The sequence below is a fragment of the Weissella tructae genome, assembly GCF_000732905.1.
GTDB classification, from domain to species: Bacteria; Bacillota; Bacilli; order Lactobacillales; family Lactobacillaceae; genus Weissella; species Weissella tructae.
In genome coordinates this window covers 846,937-867,674 of sequence record NZ_CP007588.1, presented here as the reverse complement: position 1 = coordinate 867,674, position 20,738 = coordinate 846,937, and the positions used below count along the sequence as shown (strand labels likewise).

21 protein-coding genes are annotated in these 20,738 nt (G+C 40.1%); 20 read left to right on the top strand and 1 reads right to left on the bottom strand.

The annotated features are described in order from the left end of the window. Positions 1-105: 105 nt before the first annotated feature. The 3 genes from WS08_RS04210 to WS08_RS04200 all read left to right on the top strand — a co-directional run bounded on the left by WS08_RS04210 (position 106) and on the right by WS08_RS04200 (position 2,666). On the top strand, positions 106-1,632 hold the full coding sequence (locus WS08_RS04210) for an MDR family MFS transporter (protein ID WP_144427314.1): 1,527 nt from the start codon (positions 106-108) through the stop codon (positions 1,630-1,632). A 1-nt stretch (position 1,633) separates the two neighbouring features. Next, positions 1,634-2,203, top strand: coding sequence for a DUF4811 domain-containing protein (locus WS08_RS04205; protein WP_009496380.1), 570 nt, complete (start codon positions 1,634-1,636; stop codon positions 2,201-2,203). A 259-nt stretch (positions 2,204-2,462) separates the two neighbouring features. Further along, complete coding sequence (locus WS08_RS04200) at positions 2,463-2,666, top strand: cold-shock protein (protein WP_009496381.1); 204 nt, start codon at positions 2,463-2,465, stop codon at positions 2,664-2,666. A 136-nt stretch (positions 2,667-2,802) separates the two neighbouring features. On the opposite strand, the gene WS08_RS04195 is transcribed toward WS08_RS04200, so the two are convergent. Beyond that, a complete protein-coding gene (locus WS08_RS04195) occupies positions 2,803-4,041 on the bottom strand; it encodes an aminopeptidase (RefSeq protein WP_009496382.1) in 1,239 nt (412 codons plus the stop codon). Between the two features lie 223 nt (positions 4,042-4,264). On the opposite strand from WS08_RS04195, the gene tagD reads away from it, so the two are divergent. From tagD to WS08_RS04110, 17 genes are all read left to right on the top strand, one after another. Continuing rightward, complete coding sequence (gene tagD / locus WS08_RS04190; protein WP_009496383.1) at positions 4,265-4,702, top strand: glycerol-3-phosphate cytidylyltransferase; 438 nt, start codon at positions 4,265-4,267, stop codon at positions 4,700-4,702. 102 nt (positions 4,703-4,804) lie between these two features. Then, positions 4,805-5,251, top strand: coding sequence for a hypothetical protein (locus tag WS08_RS04185; protein WP_009496384.1), 447 nt, complete (start codon positions 4,805-4,807; stop codon positions 5,249-5,251). 44 nt (positions 5,252-5,295) lie between these two features. Further along, a complete protein-coding gene (locus WS08_RS04180; RefSeq protein ID WP_009496385.1) occupies positions 5,296-6,342 on the top strand; it encodes an ABC transporter ATP-binding protein in 1,047 nt (348 codons plus the stop codon). Beyond that, positions 6,339-7,148: an ABC transporter permease gene (locus tag WS08_RS04175; protein ID WP_009496386.1), complete on the top strand. Its 810-nt coding sequence runs from the start codon at positions 6,339-6,341 to the stop codon at positions 7,146-7,148. The genes WS08_RS04180 and WS08_RS04175 overlap by 4 nt, the downstream gene beginning before the upstream one ends. Positions 7,149-7,221: 73 nt before the next feature. Then, entirely contained in the window at positions 7,222-8,370 is a 1,149-nt protein-coding gene (locus tag WS08_RS04170) for a CDP-glycerol glycerophosphotransferase family protein (RefSeq protein ID WP_009496387.1), read from the top strand. A gap of 154 nt (positions 8,371-8,524) precedes the next feature. Continuing rightward, positions 8,525-9,304 carry a type I methionyl aminopeptidase gene (map, locus tag WS08_RS04165; RefSeq protein ID WP_009496388.1) on the top strand — a complete coding sequence of 260 codons (780 nt, stop codon included), beginning with the start codon at positions 8,525-8,527 and terminating at the stop codon, positions 9,302-9,304. A gap of 18 nt (positions 9,305-9,322) precedes the next feature. After that, positions 9,323-9,952 (top strand): sugar transferase, encoded by a 630-nt coding sequence (locus WS08_RS04160; RefSeq protein WP_009496389.1) that lies wholly within the window; start codon positions 9,323-9,325, stop codon positions 9,950-9,952. Between the two features lie 17 nt (positions 9,953-9,969). Beyond that, positions 9,970-10,326: a hypothetical protein gene (locus WS08_RS04155; RefSeq protein WP_009496390.1), complete on the top strand. Its 357-nt coding sequence runs from the start codon at positions 9,970-9,972 to the stop codon at positions 10,324-10,326. 35 nt (positions 10,327-10,361) lie between these two features. Next, positions 10,362-11,297: a glycosyltransferase family 2 protein gene (locus WS08_RS04150; RefSeq protein WP_009496391.1), complete on the top strand. Its 936-nt coding sequence runs from the start codon at positions 10,362-10,364 to the stop codon at positions 11,295-11,297. A 67-nt stretch (positions 11,298-11,364) separates the two neighbouring features. Beyond that, the gene (locus tag WS08_RS04145; protein WP_009496392.1) at positions 11,365-12,138 is read left to right on the top strand and encodes a DUF4422 domain-containing protein; all 774 of its coding nucleotides are present in this window, start codon (positions 11,365-11,367) and stop codon (positions 12,136-12,138) included. Positions 12,139-12,303: 165 nt separating this feature from the next. Next, a complete protein-coding gene (locus WS08_RS06775; RefSeq protein ID WP_009496393.1) occupies positions 12,304-14,940 on the top strand; it encodes a GH25 family lysozyme in 2,637 nt (878 codons plus the stop codon). Between the two features lie 166 nt (positions 14,941-15,106). Then, positions 15,107-16,129, top strand: coding sequence for a heat-inducible transcriptional repressor HrcA (gene hrcA / locus WS08_RS04135; protein ID WP_009496394.1), 1,023 nt, complete (start codon positions 15,107-15,109; stop codon positions 16,127-16,129). Between the two features lie 24 nt (positions 16,130-16,153). After that, on the top strand, positions 16,154-16,696 hold the full coding sequence (gene grpE, locus WS08_RS04130; RefSeq protein WP_009496396.1) for a nucleotide exchange factor GrpE: 543 nt from the start codon (positions 16,154-16,156) through the stop codon (positions 16,694-16,696). A gap of 49 nt (positions 16,697-16,745) precedes the next feature. Further along, complete coding sequence (gene dnaK, locus WS08_RS04125; protein WP_009496398.1) at positions 16,746-18,563, top strand: molecular chaperone DnaK; 1,818 nt, start codon at positions 16,746-16,748, stop codon at positions 18,561-18,563. 79 nt (positions 18,564-18,642) lie between these two features. Beyond that, positions 18,643-19,554 carry a DnaJ C-terminal domain-containing protein gene (locus tag WS08_RS04120; RefSeq protein ID WP_009496400.1) on the top strand — a complete coding sequence of 304 codons (912 nt, stop codon included), beginning with the start codon at positions 18,643-18,645 and terminating at the stop codon, positions 19,552-19,554. A gap of 82 nt (positions 19,555-19,636) precedes the next feature. Continuing rightward, positions 19,637-19,906, top strand: a complete 270-nt coding sequence (locus WS08_RS04115; protein WP_009496402.1) for a hypothetical protein — start codon at positions 19,637-19,639, stop codon at positions 19,904-19,906. 10 nt (positions 19,907-19,916) lie between these two features. Continuing rightward, a complete protein-coding gene (locus WS08_RS04110) occupies positions 19,917-20,639 on the top strand; it encodes a hypothetical protein (RefSeq protein ID WP_009496404.1) in 723 nt (240 codons plus the stop codon). Positions 20,640-20,738 lie beyond the last annotated feature (99 nt).

The window sequence follows — 20,738 nt, the reverse complement described above, 5'->3', positions numbered from 1 at the left end:
CTTTAAACACTCACAATTGTGGGTGTTTTTTTTATGGATTCGGCTACTTGTAATTTTATTTCAATAGGCATAGAATAGCGTATCAGTATTCAAAGGAGAATTAACATGATGAAAGAGAAGCAAACAAATCGCCCCGTTGATATTCACGGGAAGCCATTTAGTCGTTTTGCGATGATGGCATTGATATTGACGGCGACGTTTGCGGGTGTATTGATGCAGACGTCTCTAGGGACGGCTCTGCCGACTTTAATGGAAAGTTTTGATATTAACTTAGCTACAGCACAACAAGCCACAACGTGGTTCCTATTGGCTAATGGGATTATGATTCCTGTTTCCGCTTATTTAACAACTAAGATACCTACACGTTGGTTATATATGACTGCGTTTACGATTATCTTGTTGGGAATGGCTGTGTCAGTTCTGACACCAGCGCGTCCAGAGATGTGGCATATGTTCTTGGTAGGACGTATTTTAGCTGCGATGGGTGTGGGAATTACCATGCCGTTAATGCAAGTTGTGATGGTGAATATCTTCCCAGCAGATGAACGTGGTGCTGCAATGGGATTAGGTGGGCTTGTTGTTGGTATGGGACCAGCGATTGGACCTGTCTTATCTGGTTGGATTCTAGAATCACCACATCATATTTTAGGGATGACATTGCCTAATACTTGGCAATCAATTTTTTACTTCCCAATGTTGGTGTTAGGTATTTCACTGTTATTTAGTGGATTCTTGATTAAAGACGTTGTACCCAATAAAGATATTAAATTGGATTTTGTGTCATTAATTGAATCAGTTATCGGATTTGGATTCTTCCTATGGGGATTCACTAATGTGGCTGCATTTGGTTGGCTAGATACCATGAATGTTGTTTTGCCAATCATGGTTGGAATTCTATTTATTACTATCTTTATCCGTCGTCAATTGAAATTGGAAGAACCATTTTTGAATGTGCGCGTCTTCCAAAATAAGCAATTCGCGCTAACAACATTAGCTATCATGATGTCAATGATGGCGATGATGGGTGTTGAAATGATGTTGCCAACGTATCTACAAAATGTGCACGGCATGAATGCCTTCCATTCAGGATTGGTATTATTGCCTGGGGCCTTGGTCATGGGAATTATGTCACCGATTGCTGGGCGCGTATATGACCGTATTGGGTCACGTCGTTTGGCCGCGGTTGGATTTAGTATCCTTGCGATTGGAACGTTGCCGTTTATCTTTTTGACAGTGGAAGCACCAGCGCAATATATTACAGCCCTATACGCGTTGCGTATGTTTGGAATTGCGATGGTTATGATGCCGTTAACTGCTTCTGCTATGGGGGCATTGCCACCTGAACAAGCTAGTCACGCAACAGCGTCAAATAATACAGCACGTCAAATTTCTTCAGCGGTTGTTGTGGCTTTGTTGACGTCTGTAACACAAAACGTGATTAATACAAATAAGCCGAGCGATGCATTACGTGCAGCAGATCCATTACAATACGCGAATGATTTTTTGAATGCCTCAATGAGTGGATTTAGAATTTCATTTATGTTGAGTTTGGTCTTTGCGATTGTTGGTATTATCGTGGCGTACTATCTACGTCCAGGTCGTACCCGTGTTATTGCAGCGGAGGTGAAGTAATATGATTATGTTGTTATTAGCACTATTTGCTGTCTTGACGTTTGTGAGTTGGTTGATTCTACCTAAGAAGAACCAACGTATTTTCTTTGGTTTACTGTCAACCGTAGGACTATTACTGACGGTAGGCGCGATGACTTTGAATTTTACACAACATTTAGGAATGGAAGAAGTTACTAAAACTGAGACAACACAAATTTACTCAGCGGGAGATATGCGACTGCCACAAGGTATATTGATTGCAGAACCGATGGGTACTGATAAAAATAGTTATGTGATGGTTTATCGTGATAATAAGGATGATAAAAAGCCTGCTGTACACTTCAAGCCTAATGAAGACAAATTAGTCGATGCAACGAAGCAACATGCTGTCTTTGAACAATCAGACGACGTGAAGCGAGCGCAAGTTAAAGTTGCAACGACACGCTTAGAATGGAAAAATGATCTTGCTAAGTGGTTATTTGGTACTAGTGGACAAACAGATGAGATTATTTCCGAAAAAGTCGTTGTAGAAGTGCCTTCAGATTGGATGGTTCTGACACAAGCTGAACTTGAAAAACTTATGGCTGGATAATCATTAAATAAAATGCATGAAAAAATGTATAGGATACAAATCACTATATGCTGATTTTTTTATATGACACATTCATAAATTAAAAAAGGCAATTGGAATAATCAATAAAATGACTAGCTTAAACTGAGATAGCCGTGGTATAATTATTTTCGTAGTTAAAACTAAAAAAGATTATTAAAGTGTTTCTTGCAACATTGAAGTATCTGGCATAGTTTTGTTGTTATTAAAAGTTTGGCGTTATGCCAGGAGGTTGCATATTATGGAACAAGGTTCAGTAAAGTGGTTCAACGATGACAAGGGATTCGGATTTATCGCACGTGAAAACGGTGACGATGTATTCGTACACTTCTCAGCTATCCAAGGTGACGGTTTCAAGTCATTGAACGAAGGTCAAGCTGTTGAATTTGAAGTAGTTAACGGAGACCGTGGACTACAAGCAGAAAACGTTACAAAGATCGGTTAATTCTGATTAATGTACGTTAAAAGAAGCATCTCTTCGGAGGTGCTTCTTTTTTATTATTAGTTAGTAAAAAAGCACGCTATATTCCGTTTGAGGGGGATATAGCGTGCTTTTTGATTTAAATATTTTTGAATACGTATTATGCCCAGTCACCGTCGCGGAAGACAGGTACAGTTGATCCGTCTGCTAGAATACCGTCAACTTGCATGTCAGATGAACCAACCATGAAGTCCACGTGGACAGCAGAGTCGTTTTGTCCCTTTGCTTGACGTGCTTCAGTATCCATTGTTGTTCCGTTCTTAATGTTTGAAGGGTATGCAGCACCAAAGGCCAAATGACATGAGGCGTTTTCATCAAACAAAGTGTTGTAGAAAACAATACCTGATTCTGAAATTGGTGAATGGAAAGGTACAAGTGAAACTTCACCTAATGACTTAGCGCCAGCGTCTGTGGCTAGTAGTTGCTTTAAGACTTCTTCTCCAGTTGAAGATGAAGCTTCGATGACCTTACCCTCTGCAAATGTTAGCTTGATGTCATTAATCAACACACCCGCATATGAAAGTGGCTTGGTTGACATTACAGTTCCTGAAATATTACGGAAGTCAGGAGATGTGAACACTTCTTCAGTTGGCATGTTGGCAACGAAACGTTCTCCAGCCTTGTCAGTAGAATCTGCAGCTTCCCAAACGTGGTCAGTGGCTAGTCCAACTGTTAAGTCGGTTACCGCTGACTTGAAGTGTAATGCTGTGAAATTATGATCTGTTAACCAGCTAGCCTTTGTGTTCAATGTTGCAATGTGTGCTTCCCATTCTTCGGTTGGGTTATTATCAACACTTACACGATTGATTTTAAAGATTTGCGTCCAAAGTTCATCTTGGGCTTCCGCGGGTGTCAAGTTAGGGAAAATCTTTTCAGCCCATGCTTGTCCAGCAGCGCCAACTACACACCAGTCCAAGTCATTGTTCATTGTAGCTTGACGGACAGGTGCAACGGCACGTTGATAAGCTTGTTCAAAAGTTGAGACACGATCACCGTCAACATTAGAGAAGCCATCAGGATCGTTTGAAATAACCGCAATACGTGATGTTAAGTTATCTGCAATTTCTTGGGCGCGCATTGCTGCGGATGAGGGTAGGTTTTGTAGATCAGCTTCACTAGCGTGGCGTAAGAATTCACGCTTTGTGTGTAAGTCAGACCATTCTACATCAACGCGATTTGCACCACTTGTGTAGGCGGCGTCAATCAATTCGTGGACTAATGCTTGTTGACTGATTTCCGCGTAAATAACAACGTTTTGTCCTTTACGCACGTTAATCCCAGTATTTACAATCAGTTGAGCGTACTTGTTAAGCAATGTATCAAAATGTTGAATCGTCATAGTAATGCCTCCGTTAATATAAGTTAAATACAATTCTACCGCACTACTTCTTTAATGCAACAAGGGGACTCTTAAAAATCTGCAATTGTAAGGAAAGGTTGCATGAGTTTTGTAATAAATAATAGAGAACCCAATATTAAATTAGTGGGTGAAGATGTCAATCTGTTCAGAATGGCGTATAATGTAAGGATAACGATTAAAAATGAAAGTGTAGGGAACATCAATGCGTCGGGTTATTACGTATGGAACATTTGATTTATTGCATTACGGACATATTAACTTATTGCGTCGTGCGAAGGAACGCGGTGACTATCTGATTGTGGCGTTGTCTACTGACGAATTTAATTGGCGTGATAAGCACAAGAAAACCTATTTTACTTTTGAAAAGCGTAAGCAACTGTTGGAAGCCATTCGCTATGTCGATTTAGTTATTCCTGAGGAAAATTGGGATCAAAAAGTATCTGATGTAAAGCTTTACCAAGTAGATGAATTTGTGATGGGGGATGATTGGCAAGGGAAGTTTGATTACCTTGCGGATGAAACTGATGTAGAAGTTGTGTACTTAGCACGTACGCAAGAGATTTCTACGACGCAAATCAAAAAAGATTTGAATGCACAAGCCATGGCAACTGAACAAAAAACAACATTAACGGAACGTTAATGATATGTCTTTATGTTGATTTAACATAGTTTGAGTAGAATGAATGGGATATGTTGATACATATACATACGATTGAGGTATCGACACAGATAGGGGGACTATATGGTAGTCTTAGATAGTATATTATTGCTAGTGTGTGCCTACATGATGATTAAAGGTTGGGCACAATACCAAAGCTTTGGTAGTACAGAGCGTATGCAAAAATTAAAGCAAAAGATGCAAAATAATCAATTTAACATGGTTAACATTGATTCAGAATCTGGCGAATCAATGCAGGATATGATGGCGCGCATGGCAAAGCAAATGCAAGCGATGACTGAAACTGCGGCAGATAAGCAAAATACAAAAGATATGATGATGTTGAACGCACATCGTAGTCGTGCGGTAGCGTTCACAATTCTATTTACAACATTTGCATTATCAACAGCTTTACAATGGATGAATGTTAGTGGATTCATCCAAATTGGTATTAGTTTGTTTGGATTCATGCTAACAGCTATGAGTTTAATGAAATCTCGTAACTTGATGCAGATGAGTCAAAAGCTATAAAAGGTTAAATATGAGTTATAGATTGGAAAAGGGTGGATGCTACGATGGACGTAGAGCGTAAAAAGAAAATTGAAGCCTCATTCATAACGAAGCAGTATGAATTGGCGCCTAGCCGCGTTGAAAAATTACAAGCAACTTTCTTCAGTCGCAAATTCCCAGTGTTTTGGGCAGTGCGAGGAGTTAGTTTTACTGCGTATGAAGGGGAAACAATTGCCGTCGTTGGGACAAATGGTTCTGGTAAATCAACATTGATGAAGATGGTCGCAGGAATTATTCCGAACACGACCGGAAAAATTGATATTCATGGAGATACATCGTTAATTGCTATTAACGCAGGTTTGCGTGGTGGTATGACTGGGCGTGAGAATATTAAGCTAAAGGGATTGATGGTTGGTTTAACTGATGAAGAAATTTTGGAACGCATGGACGATATTATTGCCTTTTCAGAATTAGGTGATTTTATTGATCAACAGGTTAAACATTATTCATCAGGAATGAAGTCGAAATTGGGATTTGCAATATCAGTTTACACAAACCCGGATATTGTGATTATTGACGAAGCATTATCTGTTGGTGACGCCACGTTTAATCGTAAGTCATTGGCGAAGATTAAAGATTTCCAAAAAGAAGGAAAAACAATTTTCTTTGTATCGCATGACCTAGGTCAGGTGCGTGAAATGGCTGATAAAGTTTTATGGATGCACTTTGGGGAAGTTCGAATGTTTGGACCTACTGTTGAAGTGATGAATGAATACGATAAATTTGTATCTGAATATAAAGCATTAGATGATGCAGGTCAAAAAAAGTACCGTGAAAACAAACGTGAAGCACAGATGAACTTTTCAGTCGATGGTCTAGCGGAAAATGCAGTTGCTAGTGCAGAAACGCCTGAAGAAAAAGTGTTAATTAAAAAAGTTGTGTACGAGCAACCATTTAATGATCGTTTGAGCTGGGGTGATAAAATTGGCCTAGGAATTTTGCTGGGAATAGCGGTGTTTTTGATAGGTCTATTAATTATGCAAGGCCCAATTTACGCAGATGTTGTACCGAACAATGTAACAATGCTTGAACACGGAGGGCCTATGCAATGATGAAAGATTTACGTCAGGTATTGCAGGAAATTGGGCAACACCTAGAAATAGCAGTACGGTTGGCTCGATTTAATATCGCTTCGCGTTGGGCTGATAATTACTTGGGATCGCTTTGGAATTATTTGGAACCCTGTATGTACATCGGAACCTATTTTGTGATTTTTGGTTTAGGTATGTATGGTGGAACGATTAATGGGCAACCCTATATTTTGTGGCTCTTGATTGGAATAGTACCATGGTATTTTGTTAAGGGATCATTTAGCCGAGGTCTAACAAGTATTAAGTCACAATTAGGCATGTTAACCAAGACGAAATTCCCGATGTCTATTGCGCCCGTGGTACCAATGATTGAAGAGTTCCGTCGATTCATCATAATGTTAGTCATGTCAATCGGAGTTATGTTTTTATTTGGTGTAGTGCCAACTGTCTCTTGGCTACAACTAGGGTATGCGATATTTGCTATGTGGGCATTTTTACTGGGCTTAAATTTGTTAACGTCAACGCTAACATTATTGGTACCTGATTTTCAAACAGCTGCGAATGCAGTATTTCGTTTAGCGTTTTTTATCTCAGGTGTTATTATTAACTTTGATGCACGTAGCATGCCGGAAACAGTTGTGGTTATTCTAAAAATGATGCCATTTTATCAAATTATTGATAATTTCCGAGCTAGTTTGCTATTTAACCAATCGGTTTTCCATAACCCGCTGAATACAGTCTTTTTCTGGACATTAACACTCTTGATGCTATGGGGTGGTTCAATTGCGCACGTTCGATTCCGTGGTAAGTTTATGGATCTTATCTAAAAAATAAAAACCTGGATTCACTCGTTCAATTGTTGATGGGTGAATTCAGGTTTTATCTGTAAAAGGAGATATCATGCAGAAATTAAAAAACATGATTAAAAATTCAACAATTGTAGGACGTTTATATGGTGGTGTGCAGTTGTTGTTCATTAAAACGTTGCAATTGTTTGTACGTGTTGATGATAAACAAATTTTGTTTATGTCATACAGCGGGCGTCAATTTTCAGATTCACCTCGTACAGCGTTTGAATTGTTGCAATCGGATCCAGCATATCGTGATTTTAAATTTGTATGGGCATTTAATGAGCCGGGCGAGTTTGATCACTCAGGTATTACTAAAAAAGTCTCTGCAAATTCATTGTCATATTTTTATCATTTGTTACGTTCTAAATATTGGGTATCTAATGCATCAATTGAACGATTAACGCCATTTAATCATCCAAAGAATACGTATATTCAATTTTGGCATGGTGTACCAATGAAACATTTAGGCCCAGATGAAGCACAATTAAGTCCGTTAGTTAAAAATTGGTATAAAAAAGCTAACTTCGATTATCTCTTTACTTACGGTGAATATGACACTGAACGATTTGAACATATTTTTCCGAGTGCACAACGCTATAACCAGGTCGGACAATTACGTAAGTATGCGCTAGAGCAACAACGTGCTAACTTTAATCGTGCACAAGTCATGCGTCGCTTACGTTTGAATCCTAATAAGCCAACGTTGTTGTATGCGCCGACATTTCGTGAATATGAATTAGCGGAAGATAGTTTAGCCTATTTGGGTGCTGGTGTCTTGGAACAGTTAGCCAAAACGTATAATGTGATATATCGTGGTCATTATTTTGCAGCTTTGCCAACCACAATGCCAGGTGTAACGATTGCAAATGATGCGGATTTGAATGAATTATTCCTAGTGAGTGATTTACTAGTGACAGATTATTCAAGTCTATTGTTTGATTATGCACCTGAACAAAAGCCAATCTATCTATATGAAGCCGATGTTGCTGAGTATAAGAAGAAGCGAGGCCTTTATATTTCTGGTGAAGACTTAGGCTTGCCGGTAGTGCATAGTGAACATGAACTGCTATCAGCTTTGATGAAGGCTGAACAATTAGACACAGCGGCAGTAGAAGATCTGTTAACCCACTATAATCCAATGTCTGCAGAAACGACCGTTGATTTTATATTTGAAATCATTAGTACAGATAAAATATAGAACTTTTAAAACCAGCATATGATTATGCTGGTTTTTTAATATCGTAGGAAAACCAAAAATAGAAGACAGGTAGGAACGGCTTAGTTTTGTAACAACTTTGCTTGATTTACGGTATAATGAAATTAATGTAAAAAAATAAGGAAGTGGATGCAATATGATCACAATTAAGTCTGACCGTGAAATTAAAGCCATGAAAGAATCAGGTGCTATTATTGCGGGGATGCATCAAGGTCTCCGTGATATTATCAAGCCAGGAATTTCTACATGGGAAATTGAAGAATTTGGGCGTGACTATATCGAAAGTCGTGGTGCCCGCGCAGCGCAAATCGGATTTGAAGGATTTGAATTCGCAACAACTATCTCTGTCAATGAAGAAGTTGCCCATGCGTTCCCTCGTAAAAAGTTGAAATTAAAAGAAGGTGACTTAGTTACCGTTGATACAGTTGTTGAATTAGATGGTTTCTACACTGACTCTGCTTGGTCATATGCTGTTGGTCAAGTATCTGATGAAGTGAAGCAATTGATGGATGTGACCTTGAAGGCATTGTACCTTGGAATTGATCAAGCGCAAGTTGGAAATCGTATTGGTGATATTGGTTCAGCAATTGATGAATATGTCACACAATTCGGCTATGGAAACGTTCGTGATTACGTTGGACATGGTATTCAACCAACGATGCACGAAGAACCTTCTGTACCACACTATGGTGTTGCTGGACGTGGCCTACGTTTGAAGCCAGGTATGACAATTACTATTGAACCAATGATTAATTTGGGTGGTTGGCAAGTTGAAACATCAACCGAAGATGGTTGGACTGTAACAACATTAGATGGTTCATGGTCTTGTCAATATGAACACACAATTGCCATTACAAATGACGGGCCAAAGATTTTGACTAGTCAAGACGCGGAAATGGATGCGAAGTATCTGTAATCCGTTAGAGGAGTTAGTATGCATAAATTTAGTAAAAGCTATATTTTTGCCAAACGGTTTTTAGATATTTCCGTCGCCATTTTTGCGTTGATTGTGTTTGCGCCAGTGTTTGCGGTTGTTTCTTCCTTCTACCTGTTTGGTAGTAATAAAGGACCAGTATTTTATCGTCAAGAACGTATAGGATACCAACATCAACCGTTTAAGATTTATAAGTTTCGTTCAATGGTTGTGAACGCTGAAGCCAAGTTGTTGGCAAACGAAGAGATGTACGCTAAGTTCGTCGCCAACGGTTATAAATTACCAACGGAAGAAGATCCACGTATCACACGATTTGGTGCATTCATTCGTAAGACATCAATTGATGAATTGCCACAATTCTTAAACATCTTAAAGGGTGAAATGAGTATTATTGGGCCTCGACCAGTGGTTGAGCGTGAATTAGTTGAATACGGTGATGAAGTTGATGAGTTTTTGTCAGTTAAGCCAGGTGCAATGGGACTTTGGCAAGCAACAGGGCGTAGTACTATTCACTATCCAGAACGTGCTACGTTGGAATTAACGTATGCTAAAGACGCTAATATGTGGTTTGATTTCAAAATCATTTTTAAAACAATTGCGGCCATCTTCCAACGTGATGGTGCCATGTAAGAGAAAGTGAGTGAATCATGAAACAAATTAAACGCACACATATAATTATCGCAGTAATTGTGATGAGTCTATTAGCAGTGGGTGGCAGTGTTTGGTGGTTTAGTGCAACACCAGTTACGAATGACAGTGCTGTTGTAACTGAAAATGCGGCAAACCCGATGCTTAACAAATCGGATCAGTATGATCCTAATGTAGATGCTAATGGAAAGATTGTAACGCCTAACGATGTCGAAAACATGCGCCAGAAATTATTGGATGCGGGATTACCTGCTGATCAATGGGCTCCCAGCGATATTAAAAAGGTTATTGTAAAGTCATCAACACAGGGAATGGATCCAATTGCATATGCGAAGGAAAACTTCCACGGTGAATAAAACTGACAGGTTTAAATTTAGGAGTAATAGATAGTATGGAAAAACTTTCAATCATTGTACCGGTCTACAATGAAGAAGTCATGGTACCCATTTTTACAGAAGCTGTAGAAAACATTCGTAAAAATGAATTACCAAATATTATGTTTGAATACTGGTTCATCGACGATGGATCATCAGATGCAACATTAGAAGAATTACGTAAGTTACAAGCCAAAATGCCAGAACAAGTACACTATGTATCTTTCTCACGTAATTTTGGTAAGGAAGCAGCACTATATGCTGGATTGCAAAAGGCAACTGGTGATTATGTTGCTGTTATGGACGTCGATTTACAAGATCCACCAGAATTGTTACCAGAAATGGTAAATGGTGTTGCGTCTGGAGAATATGATTGTGTGGGAACACGTCGTACAACTCGTGATGGTGAACCACCAATTCGTACATTCTTTAGTAAGTTGTTCTACAAGTTAATCAATCGTATTTCTTCTACACAAATTGTAGAAGGAGCACGTGATTATCGTGTCATGTCTCGTCAAGTAGTTTCAGCACTACTACGCATGACAGAATATAACCGTTTTTCTAAGGGGATGTTCAGCTGGGTTGGTTTCAACACAAAATATCTTGAATTCGAAAATAAGGATCGTGTTGCCGGTGAAACGTCATGGTCATTCTGGAGTCTTCTAAAATACTCAATTGAAGGAATTGTTAATTTCTCACAAGCGCCATTAGTATTGGTCTCAGTATTAGGATTGTTGTCATGTGCGGGATCTGTTATAGCGGCGCTATTCTTAGCAGCTCGTACAATGTTCACGTCGGCGGCTGTGGTCTCTGGATGGACTTCAATGATTGTGATTATTCTATTTATGGGTGGTATTCAATTATTGAGTATTGGAATTGTTGGACGCTACATTTCAAATATTTATTTGGAAGTAAAGAACCGTCCAATTTATCTTTCTAAAGAAGAACGTTAGAATTGGATGTCTATTTAATAATCTCTTGAAACAGTGTTTTGAGAGATTTTTTTTACAGGAGGACCCCATGAAGATTTTAGTGGCGGCACATAAGCCGTATGAAATGTCAGAACAAGATATTTACCAGCCTATTTATGTAGGTGCAGCGTTGAAGCAAGATATGCCAGCTGGCTACATCGGGGATAATACCGGACGTAATATGTCTGAGATGAATGCGCATTTCAATGAATTGACGGGTTTGTACTGGGCAAAATACAATTTACAAGATGAAGATATTGTTGGATTAATGCATTACCGTCGTTACTTAGGTGTAAAGGCATCACATGACTTGCGTGATATCTTAACCAAAGAAGATATTACAACGGCGTTAGCTGAAGTTGATGTCTTGGTACCAAAGGCAAGAAATTACTTCATTGAAAATCAACAAACGCATTATTATAATGCTCATGAGCATGAGCCGTTTGATGTGATGAAGGAAGTCATTGCTGATGAGTTCGCAGAATACGCACCCGCTTTTGAACGCGTTTGTGGATCAACTAAGGCACATTTGTTTAATATGCAAATTATGAAGCAAGCAGATTTTCAATCATTTACAGATTTTCTATTCGCGGTCTTAAATCAGGTGGAAGAAAAGGTGCCTTATAAGAGTTATGAAGGACAGGAGAGCCGTGTGTTCGGTTTCTTGTCTGAATACCTCCTAGACACGTGGATGTTAACGCATGATAAGACATATCGTGAGTATCCTTTGGTTACAACTGAGAAAACGAATTGGTTCGATAAAGGTTTTGCGTTCTTGAAGCGTAAATTTGGTAACGGGAAAAATAAGAAAACACATTTTTAAATGGGATGACATGAAATTGTAAAGATACTTTGTTTTTTGTAATGTAAACGACATTAACTATTTCGGGGGATGTGATAGAATGTTCGTTGGTTAAATTAAAAAATGATTAGTAATTTGACGGTTTTATTAAATTTTAAAAATGATTGATATATTAGGAGAATGAGTATGAAATTTAAAGGCTTACTATTAATGGGGCTGTCAGCGGGAATTGTCGGTATGACACAAACCGATGTTGCCCATGCCAATGTTCCTTGGCTAAACATTACAGATAAAAGTGTTCCGCGTACTGACTTTGTGGATATTTCTTCACACAATGGTGTACCAACGGTGCAAGAATTTAAAATCATGAAGAATTATGGTGTTAAAGGTGTAATGGTTAAGTTAACGGAAGCTACAAGCTACCGTAATCCATATGCCGCAAGTCAAATTGCGAACGCTAAAGCAGCGGGGCTGACTGTAGGTGGATATCACTATAGTTGGTATACAGATGAAGCGACTGCCCGTGCTGAAGGACGTTATTTTGCGCAATTTGCTAAGGAATTAGGATTGCCAACTAACACACCAATGGCGGACGATCTAGAAGAACCTCAAGTTAAGTACGCCAACTTAAATGGGAAAGTAAATACTCATACTAAGGCTTTCCGTGCAGGTGTAGCTGGTGCGGGATACACAAATAATATTCTATATACGTATGGTTCATACGCAACAGAATCAGGTTTGAGTACAGCTAGTTTTGGTAAGAAAAATGTGTGGATGGCCTCATATCCATTTACACCAAGCAAGGATTCTTTGTGGCATACCGATGTAGGGATGTGGCAATTTAATAGTAATATGCATTTCCCAAATGTTCGCGGAACATTTGATGCGAATATTGATTATGCTGGAACGATGAGCGGTGGTTCATCAGCAAGTAAGCCAAAACCTAAGCCAAAGCCAAAGCCAACTGTATATAAGTCTTACTTCAAGTTTGACCAAAGCCGACGTAATGATTGGATGTTTACGACGGCGCCATATGGATATGAAGGAGCCAAAGGGGCTGGACGTGTACCAGATGGACAAATTGTGTGGATTGAAAAGCGTGAAAAAGCTGCCAATGGTGTAACTTGGTATTATGCAAAGATTAACGGTAAGTATGTATGGTTTGATGCGCTTTCAGGATCATTGCTACGTGAATCAGATGTGAAGCAAACGTCTGTCAACAAGACATACGAGTTTGATCAAAATGGACGCAAGGACAGCTTGTATACCACTGCGCCATACGGATTTGCTGGTTCAAAGGATGTTGGTAAGGCAAAGCAAGGTGTCTCTGTTAAGGTAGACAAGCAAATGGTCAATGATGGCGTAACATGGTTCTATGGAACAGTTAATGGTCAAAAGGTTTGGTTTGATGCCAAGGCCGTTAAGTTGCCTTCTACGGCACTAGCTACTACGAAGGTAAGTAAGTACTTCGTAACGAACCAATCAAGTCGTCGTGATGGTATGTTTGAAAATGCGCCATTCCGATATGCTGGTTCTAAGTCAGCTGGATGGATTCCAAATAACCGTCTTGTGTGGGTTGAAAAGCAACATAAGTCAGAGACTGGTTCTATCTGGTATTACGGAGAAATTAATGGACGTAAGGTCTGGTTTGACTCACTTTCAGGTTCTGTATTAAAGGTACAAGACGTCACACAAACAACGGTGAACAAGACGTATGTCTTTAACCAAAACGGACGTAAGGATAGCTTGTACACTACTGCGCCATACGGATTTGCTGGTTCAAAGGATGTTGGTAAGCCAAAGCATGATGCATCTGTTAAGGTAGAGAAGCAAATCGTTAATAACGGCGTAACGTGGTTCTATGGAACAGTTAATGGTCAAAAGGTTTGGTTTGATTCTAAGGCTGTTAATCTACCGGTTGCACCATTAACAACTACGAAGGTAAGCAAGTACTTCGTAACAAACCAATCAACTCGTCGTGACGGTATGTTTGAAAATGCGCCATTCCGATATGCTGGTTCTAAGTCAGCTGGATGGATTCCAAATAACCGCCTTGTATGGGTTGAAAAGCAACACAAGTCAAATACCGGTGTTGTCTGGTATTACGGACAAATCAACGGACGTAAGGTTTGGTTTGATTCACTTTCAGGTTCTGTTCTAAAAGTGCAAGATGTGAAGCAAACAGCTGTGAATAAGAACTATGTGTTTAACCAAACTGGACGTAAGGACAGTTTGTATACGACAGCACCATATGGATTTGCTAGCTCAAAGGATGTTGGTAAGGCGAAGCATGGTGTAACTGTTAAGGTTGACAAGCAAATGGTTAACAATGGTGTGACATGGTTCTATGGAACAGTGAATGGGCAAAAGGTTTGGTTTGATGCCAATGCTGTAAAGATTGCGCCTGTAGCGAAGAAGGCAATGGTTGAAGCTTCTTCAGAAACGCCTGCTTCTGTGAAGAAAGAGACATCATCAAAGGTGATGTCATCTAGTTCATCAGCAACGTCATCAGAACAACAAAAGCGTACTTCTTCTGAATCTCAAGTGAAGGAAACATCTGGAAAGATGTCAGAAGAATCAAGTGCCGTTGTGCAAAACGTTAAATTTGATTTCATTTTTGATCAAACAAAGCGTGAAGATGATCTATATAAAGAAGTAAAAGGTATGCCTGTAGATACAAAGGTTTTGCGCCCAGCTGTTGATAAGGAAATTTTGCATGTGACAAAGCAATTTGTCGATGAAGATGGAACTATCTGGTATGGTGCTAAGCTAAACAAGGATTTTGTTTGGTTTGAAACTAAAGCAGGTCGCGTGAATATTTAATCAATCAATATAAAAGAGAGTCTATCCATTGGGTAGATTCTCTTTTTTAGTTTGTTTTAGCACTCGTTGTTAAAGAGTGCTAAAAAGGTTGACAAGGAACTTATAAGTCTGTAATATAGAGGATGTTAGCAAGAGGTGTACAAGAGTGCTAACAAGGAGGTGTGTGATGTTAGCTGAAAGACAAGCATTAATTTTAACGGCGATAATTCGCAATTATGTGCAAACAGGTAAGGCGGTCGGTTCGAAAGTCTTAGTTGAAGAATTGCAATTAAATGTAAGTTCGGCCACGGTTCGTAATGAAATGGCTGTGCTCGAACGCTTAGGCTTCATTGAAAAAGAACATACCTCTTCTGGACGTATTCCAGCAGAAGCGGGATATCGTCACTATGTTGATGCGCTTTTACCGCAACATGTGGCAGATAGACCTATATCTGAAGCGATGCAACGTGCGTTTTCACGAAACTTTCAACAAGTTGATGACGTGTTAGCGAGTGCGGTTGAAGAACTAGCGCAGTTAACAGGTTATACGGTGATGGCATTAAAGCCAGAATCGCGGGGGAATCGTTTATCAGGATTTCGTCTAGTTCCTTTGGATGGACAGCAAGTCATGGCAATCATTGTGACAAATGATGGTGAAGTGACAAGTCAGAGTTTCAGGTTACCACCTGATATGGACATTCATGAATTAGACAACATGGTGCAATATATTAATCAAACGTTAGTGGGTCAGTTAATCAGTGATGTATTGGCCACGATTGCGAGTGATTACCCGATGAAAACAGCGCGTGTGATTCGCACGCCAGTTGCTTTTTTGCAACTATTTGGGGATGTATTAGCACGGACTGTTCGTGATGATGTCTTCATCGGTGGCAGGTTGAACATGTTAGATTTTTCTGATCAAGTGAGTCCGCAACATGTTAAGCGAGTGTATGAGTTAATTGAGTCTCCGCAAGCGATGCGCCAATTGGTGGATCATATGCCGGGACAAATCACAATTAACATTGGACGTGAAAATGACCAAACGTTGTTACAACAATATAGTTTGTTATCAACGACATTTGATGTTCCTGGCCATGGGCTAGGCGCATTGGCTCTAATTGGGCCAACCGCAATGATGTATGGCCAAACCACAGAAGCGCTTGAGCAATTCCGTGAAGGGGTCAAAGCACAATTGCGTGAATATTATTAAACTAAAAGGAAAAGAGGTGTTGAGATGACTGAGCAACATAGTGAAGTTGAAGAAGTTGAAATTTTGGACGCAGCAACTGAAGAAGAAGTTGTGGATGCAGTGTTGGAAGAAGCCGTTGATGAAACTGCTGAACTAAAAGCACAATTGGCTGAAGCGGAAGAAAAGCTTCTACGTAACCAAGCTGAAATGCAAAACATGAAGACGCGTTTGGCTAAGGAACAAGCCCAATCATTGAAATACGCCAACCAAAAGTTGGCGACTGATGTCTTACCTGCCATCGATAATTTGGAACGTGCCTTGCAAGTTGAAGCTGACGATGCAGCGGCGCAACAAATTAAGACAGGTGTAGACATGGTCTTGAAGACTTTGGTTGATGCAATGGCTGCACATGAAATCGTAGCTGTTGGAGAAGTTGGGGGCGCATTTGACCCTAACCATCACCAAGCGATTCAATCTGTACCAGCTGATGATGATCACCCAGCGGATACAATTGCCCAAGTTTTGCAAAAGGGTTACTTGTTGAAGGATCGTGTGATTCGTCCAGCCATGGTTGCAGTTTACAACTAAGGTTAATTATTACAAACATTAAATTACGAAAATAAAGGAGCATATCATTATGTCAAAGATTATTGGAATTGATTTAGGAACTACAAATTCAGCTGTTGCTGTGATGGAAGGTGACGCCGCTAAGATCGTTACTAACCCTAACGGTGGACGTACAACACCATCTGTTGTGTCATTTAAGAACGACGAAATCTTGGTAGGTGATACTGCTAAGCGTCAAGCGATTACAAACCCAGACACGATTGCATCAATCAAGTCACACATGGGAGAAGCTGGTTACAAGGTTTCAGCTGCTGGTAAGGATTACTCACCACAAGAAATCTCAGCTTTGATTTTGCAATACCTAAAGGGTTACGCAGAAGACTACTTGGGTGAAAAAGTAGAAAAGGCTGTTATTACAGTACCTGCTTACTTTAACGACGCCCAACGTCAAGCTACTAAGGATGCTGGTAAGATTGCCGGTCTTGAAGTTGAACGTATCATTAACGAACCAACAGCCGCAGCTTTGGCTTACGGAATGGAAAATGATGAAAAGGACGAAAAGATTTTGGTCTACGACTTGGGTGGTGGAACATTTGACGTTTCTATCCTTGAATTGGGAGACGGTGTCTTTGAAGTATTGTCAACTAACGGTGACACACACCTTGGTGGTGACGACTTTGACCAAAAGGTTATCGACTGGATTGCTGAAGAATTCAAGAAGGATAACGGCGTAGACTTGCGCGATGATAAGTTGGCTTTGCAACGTTTGAAGGATGCAGCTGAAACTGCTAAGAAGACTTTGTCTTCATCAAACGAAGCACAAATCGACTTGCCATTTATTACAGCAACTGATGCTGGTCCATTGCACGTGCAATTGACTTTGTCACGTAGCCAATTCAACCAAATGACTGCTGACTTGGTTGCGCGTGCCGAAGCGCCTGTTAAGAACGCGTTGAAGGATGCTGGTTTGACAATGAACGACATCGACCGTGTTATTTTGAACGGTGGATCAACTCGTATCCCAGCCGTGCAAGAATCAGTTAAGAAGTTGACTGGTAAGGAACCAGATCACTCAATCAACCCTGACGAAGCTGTTGCTCTTGGAGCTGCTGTTCAAGGTGGTGTGATTACTGGTGAAGTTAAGGACGTTGTTTTGCTTGACGTTACACCACTTTCACTTGGTATTGAAACAATGGGTGGGGTCTTCACTAAGTTGATTGACCGTAACACAACAATCCCAACATCAAAGTCACAAACATTCTCAACAGCCGCTGACAACCAACCAGCTGTGGACATCCACGTGCTACAAGGTGAACGTTCAATGGCTTCTGATAACAAGACTTTGGGACAATTCCAATTGACTGATATCCCTGCTGCACCACGTGGTGTACCACAAATTGAAGTGACATTCGACATCGACCGTAACGGAATCGTGTCAGTTTCAGCTAAGGACCTTGGAACAAACAAGGAACAAAAGATTACTATCCAAAGTTCAGGATCATTGTCAGACGATGAAATCGAACGTATGATGGAAGACGCCAAGGCGAACGAAGAAGCTGACAAGAAGCGTAAGGAAGAAGTTGACTTGCGTAACGAAGTTGACCAATTGATCTTCAGCACTGAAAAGACGCTTGAAGAAGTTGGAGACAAGGTTGCCGAAGACGAAAAGAAGGTTGTTGCCGATGCAGTTGCTGACTTGAAGGCTGCTAAGGAAGCGGATAACTTGGACGACATGAAGGCCAAGAAGGAAGCTTTGGAAAAGGTTGCGCAAGAAATGGCTATGAAGCTATACCAACAAGCTGCGCCAGAAGCTGATGCACAAGGTGCCGCAGCTAACGACGACGGTACTGTTGATGGTGACTTCGAAGACGTATCAGATAACAAGTAATCGATTTTAAATCACAACTAACGAGGTTTCGGCCTCGTTTTGTGCTATATCGAAAGATGTTAAATGGAAAGGTATCGTGATGAATAATAACGAATATTATGACATTTTAGGAGTTGCTAAAGATGCATCGCAAGATGAAATCAAAAAAGCATATCGTAAGAAGTCAAAACAATATCACCCCGACATTAACCATGAAGCTGGTGCGGAAGACACGTATAAAGAGATTCAAGAAGCTTATGAAACACTAGGTGATGAACAAAAGCGTGCCATGTATAACCAATATGGTAAGGCTGGCGCCAACAATGGTGGTTTCGGTGGACAAGGTGGCTTTGGTGGCCAACAATTCGGTGGCGATTTCTCTGACTTGGGAGATATCTTCGAACAAATGTTCGGGGGTGGTTTCTCAGATCCGAACCGTCCACGTCGTGGTCGTGACCTGCAATACCGTATGAACCTGTCTTTTGAAGACGCTGTGTTTGGTAAGGAAACAACTGTTTCTTTCTCTCGTTTGAATGACTTAGGTCAACAAGAGAAGAAGGAATTGAAGGTTACTGTACCAGCCGGTGTTGAAGATGGACAACAAATGCGTCTGTCTGGTCAAGGTGAAGCAGGAAGTAACGGTGGTCCTTACGGAGACTTGTTCGTTGTCTTCTATGTGGATGGATCTAAAGATGGTTTCACACGCGAAGGTAGCATGATTTACTCACGTGTGGCGGTTGATTACCCAACAGTTGTTTTGGGTGGTGAAATTTCAGTTAAGACAGTGCACGGTGACGTGACATTGAAGATTCCTGCTGGAACAGACACTGAAACGAACTTCCGTCTACGTGGTAAGGGTGCCGCTAACATGCGTGGTGGTCAAGGTGATCACATTGTGACTGTTTACGTAGATGTACCAAAGAAGTTGAATAAGGCGCAAAAGAAGGCTTTGCAAGCATACCAAGAAGCATTTGGTGAAGCAGGAGAAGCTAAGCGCGGATTATTTAGTTAAACAGATTAAACCAATGGCTTTTGTCATTGGTTTTTTTATTGCTTTAAGGTTTAATTGATATGGTCATAGATAGAGGTTTGTTATGAATATACAAAATTTAAAGCAAGCAACGACAGGGATGTTGGCAGATAGACCAATTAAGATGCGTTATGGGAATGATGTTAGTATCGTGACGACTTTCAATTTAGATAAGACCGTTATTGAGTTAACAACAAATACACATGCATCAGGCTTAACTTTGGGTGATCTATGGGAATTACCTGAAGAAAAGAAATTGGTTGGTCGAACAAATGGAACGGTGTTCCCGATTTTTGGTTATCGTGTAGATGAGGATGCTATTATATTAGGCTAAGAGGGCACAAATGAAGAAATGGATAAATTATACCTGGTTAATGGTCTTGTTACTGGGGTTATTGAGTGGAGCTTATTTATACACGTTCCAAACGAATGAAGATGGGTTTGATAATCTTGATATTGAAAATAATTTAATTACCGATCGAACGCCAGCACGTCAAGTTTCGTATACTGTCCCGGCTGAAGAACAAAAGGATAAAAATTTTGTATCAGAAGGTAAGTTAACGAAACAAGGGCAATTTACGTACTCGCCATATGGACAACGCGTTGAATTACGCCAAACGTTAACAAGTAAGACGAAAATCAAGAATGACGGGGTAACGTACGATATTCAAACCGTGAAGTTACTGGTTAATGCATGTAAAACAATTGAGGCTCAACAACATGCCCGTAATCAATTTAATGATCAAGCGTTAGGGAAACAATTTGTGACAGTACAAATGAACTATACAATTGAGAATCCGTATCCGTTTGATATTTATACGGCTGGAGTGGTCGGTGTGAATTACATGAATGGGGCAGGCGTAACGGCTTTAAGTGGTTTAGAAAATGATGCGCGTTTAACACAGGCAATCCCGGCGCATTCTAAATTAGAAACAGGTATGACTGTTCTTGTGCCCGCTAGTGAACGTGACCAACTGCAATCAATGGACATAGAGTTCGCAAGTATTTATGATGTATCTGGAAACTTAGTTTCACCAAAAACTGATGCGCAGAAAATCAGCTTTTAGCTGAAGTTTATGACATAAGATGATAAAATAAACAAAGAAGTCCGCTGTTAAAGGCGGTTTTTTTATGTCAGTAAAAAAATAAAAAACAAGTTGGAAGTA

What these genes read in the sequence shown, in the direction of transcription:
- WS08_RS04210 (WP_144427314.1), top strand. Translation starts at nt 106, where the DNA reads ATGATGAAAGAGAAGCAAACAAATCGCCCCGTTGATATTCACGGGAAG.
- WS08_RS04205 (WP_009496380.1), top strand. Translation starts at nt 1,634, where the DNA reads ATGATTATGTTGTTATTAGCACTATTTGCTGTCTTGACGTTTGTGAGT.
- WS08_RS04200 (WP_009496381.1), top strand. Translation starts at nt 2,463, where the DNA reads ATGGAACAAGGTTCAGTAAAGTGGTTCAACGATGACAAGGGATTCGGA.
- WS08_RS04195 (WP_009496382.1), bottom strand. Translation starts at nt 4,041, where the DNA reads ATGACGATTCAACATTTTGATACATTGCTTAACAAGTACGCTCAACTG.
- tagD (WP_009496383.1), top strand. Translation starts at nt 4,265, where the DNA reads ATGCGTCGGGTTATTACGTATGGAACATTTGATTTATTGCATTACGGA.
- WS08_RS04185 (WP_009496384.1), top strand. Translation starts at nt 4,805, where the DNA reads ATGGTAGTCTTAGATAGTATATTATTGCTAGTGTGTGCCTACATGATG.
- WS08_RS04180 (WP_009496385.1), top strand. Translation starts at nt 5,296, where the DNA reads ATGGACGTAGAGCGTAAAAAGAAAATTGAAGCCTCATTCATAACGAAG.
- WS08_RS04175 (WP_009496386.1), top strand. Translation starts at nt 6,339, where the DNA reads ATGATGAAAGATTTACGTCAGGTATTGCAGGAAATTGGGCAACACCTA.
- WS08_RS04170 (WP_009496387.1), top strand. Translation starts at nt 7,222, where the DNA reads ATGCAGAAATTAAAAAACATGATTAAAAATTCAACAATTGTAGGACGT.
- map (WP_009496388.1), top strand. Translation starts at nt 8,525, where the DNA reads ATGATCACAATTAAGTCTGACCGTGAAATTAAAGCCATGAAAGAATCA.
- WS08_RS04160 (WP_009496389.1), top strand. Translation starts at nt 9,323, where the DNA reads ATGCATAAATTTAGTAAAAGCTATATTTTTGCCAAACGGTTTTTAGAT.
- WS08_RS04155 (WP_009496390.1), top strand. Translation starts at nt 9,970, where the DNA reads ATGAAACAAATTAAACGCACACATATAATTATCGCAGTAATTGTGATG.
- WS08_RS04150 (WP_009496391.1), top strand. Translation starts at nt 10,362, where the DNA reads ATGGAAAAACTTTCAATCATTGTACCGGTCTACAATGAAGAAGTCATG.
- WS08_RS04145 (WP_009496392.1), top strand. Translation starts at nt 11,365, where the DNA reads ATGAAGATTTTAGTGGCGGCACATAAGCCGTATGAAATGTCAGAACAA.
- WS08_RS06775 (WP_009496393.1), top strand. Translation starts at nt 12,304, where the DNA reads ATGAAATTTAAAGGCTTACTATTAATGGGGCTGTCAGCGGGAATTGTC.
- hrcA (WP_009496394.1), top strand. Translation starts at nt 15,107, where the DNA reads ATGTTAGCTGAAAGACAAGCATTAATTTTAACGGCGATAATTCGCAAT.
- grpE (WP_009496396.1), top strand. Translation starts at nt 16,154, where the DNA reads ATGACTGAGCAACATAGTGAAGTTGAAGAAGTTGAAATTTTGGACGCA.
- dnaK (WP_009496398.1), top strand. Translation starts at nt 16,746, where the DNA reads ATGTCAAAGATTATTGGAATTGATTTAGGAACTACAAATTCAGCTGTT.
- WS08_RS04120 (WP_009496400.1), top strand. Translation starts at nt 18,643, where the DNA reads ATGAATAATAACGAATATTATGACATTTTAGGAGTTGCTAAAGATGCA.
- WS08_RS04115 (WP_009496402.1), top strand. Translation starts at nt 19,637, where the DNA reads ATGAATATACAAAATTTAAAGCAAGCAACGACAGGGATGTTGGCAGAT.
- WS08_RS04110 (WP_009496404.1), top strand. Translation starts at nt 19,917, where the DNA reads ATGAAGAAATGGATAAATTATACCTGGTTAATGGTCTTGTTACTGGGG.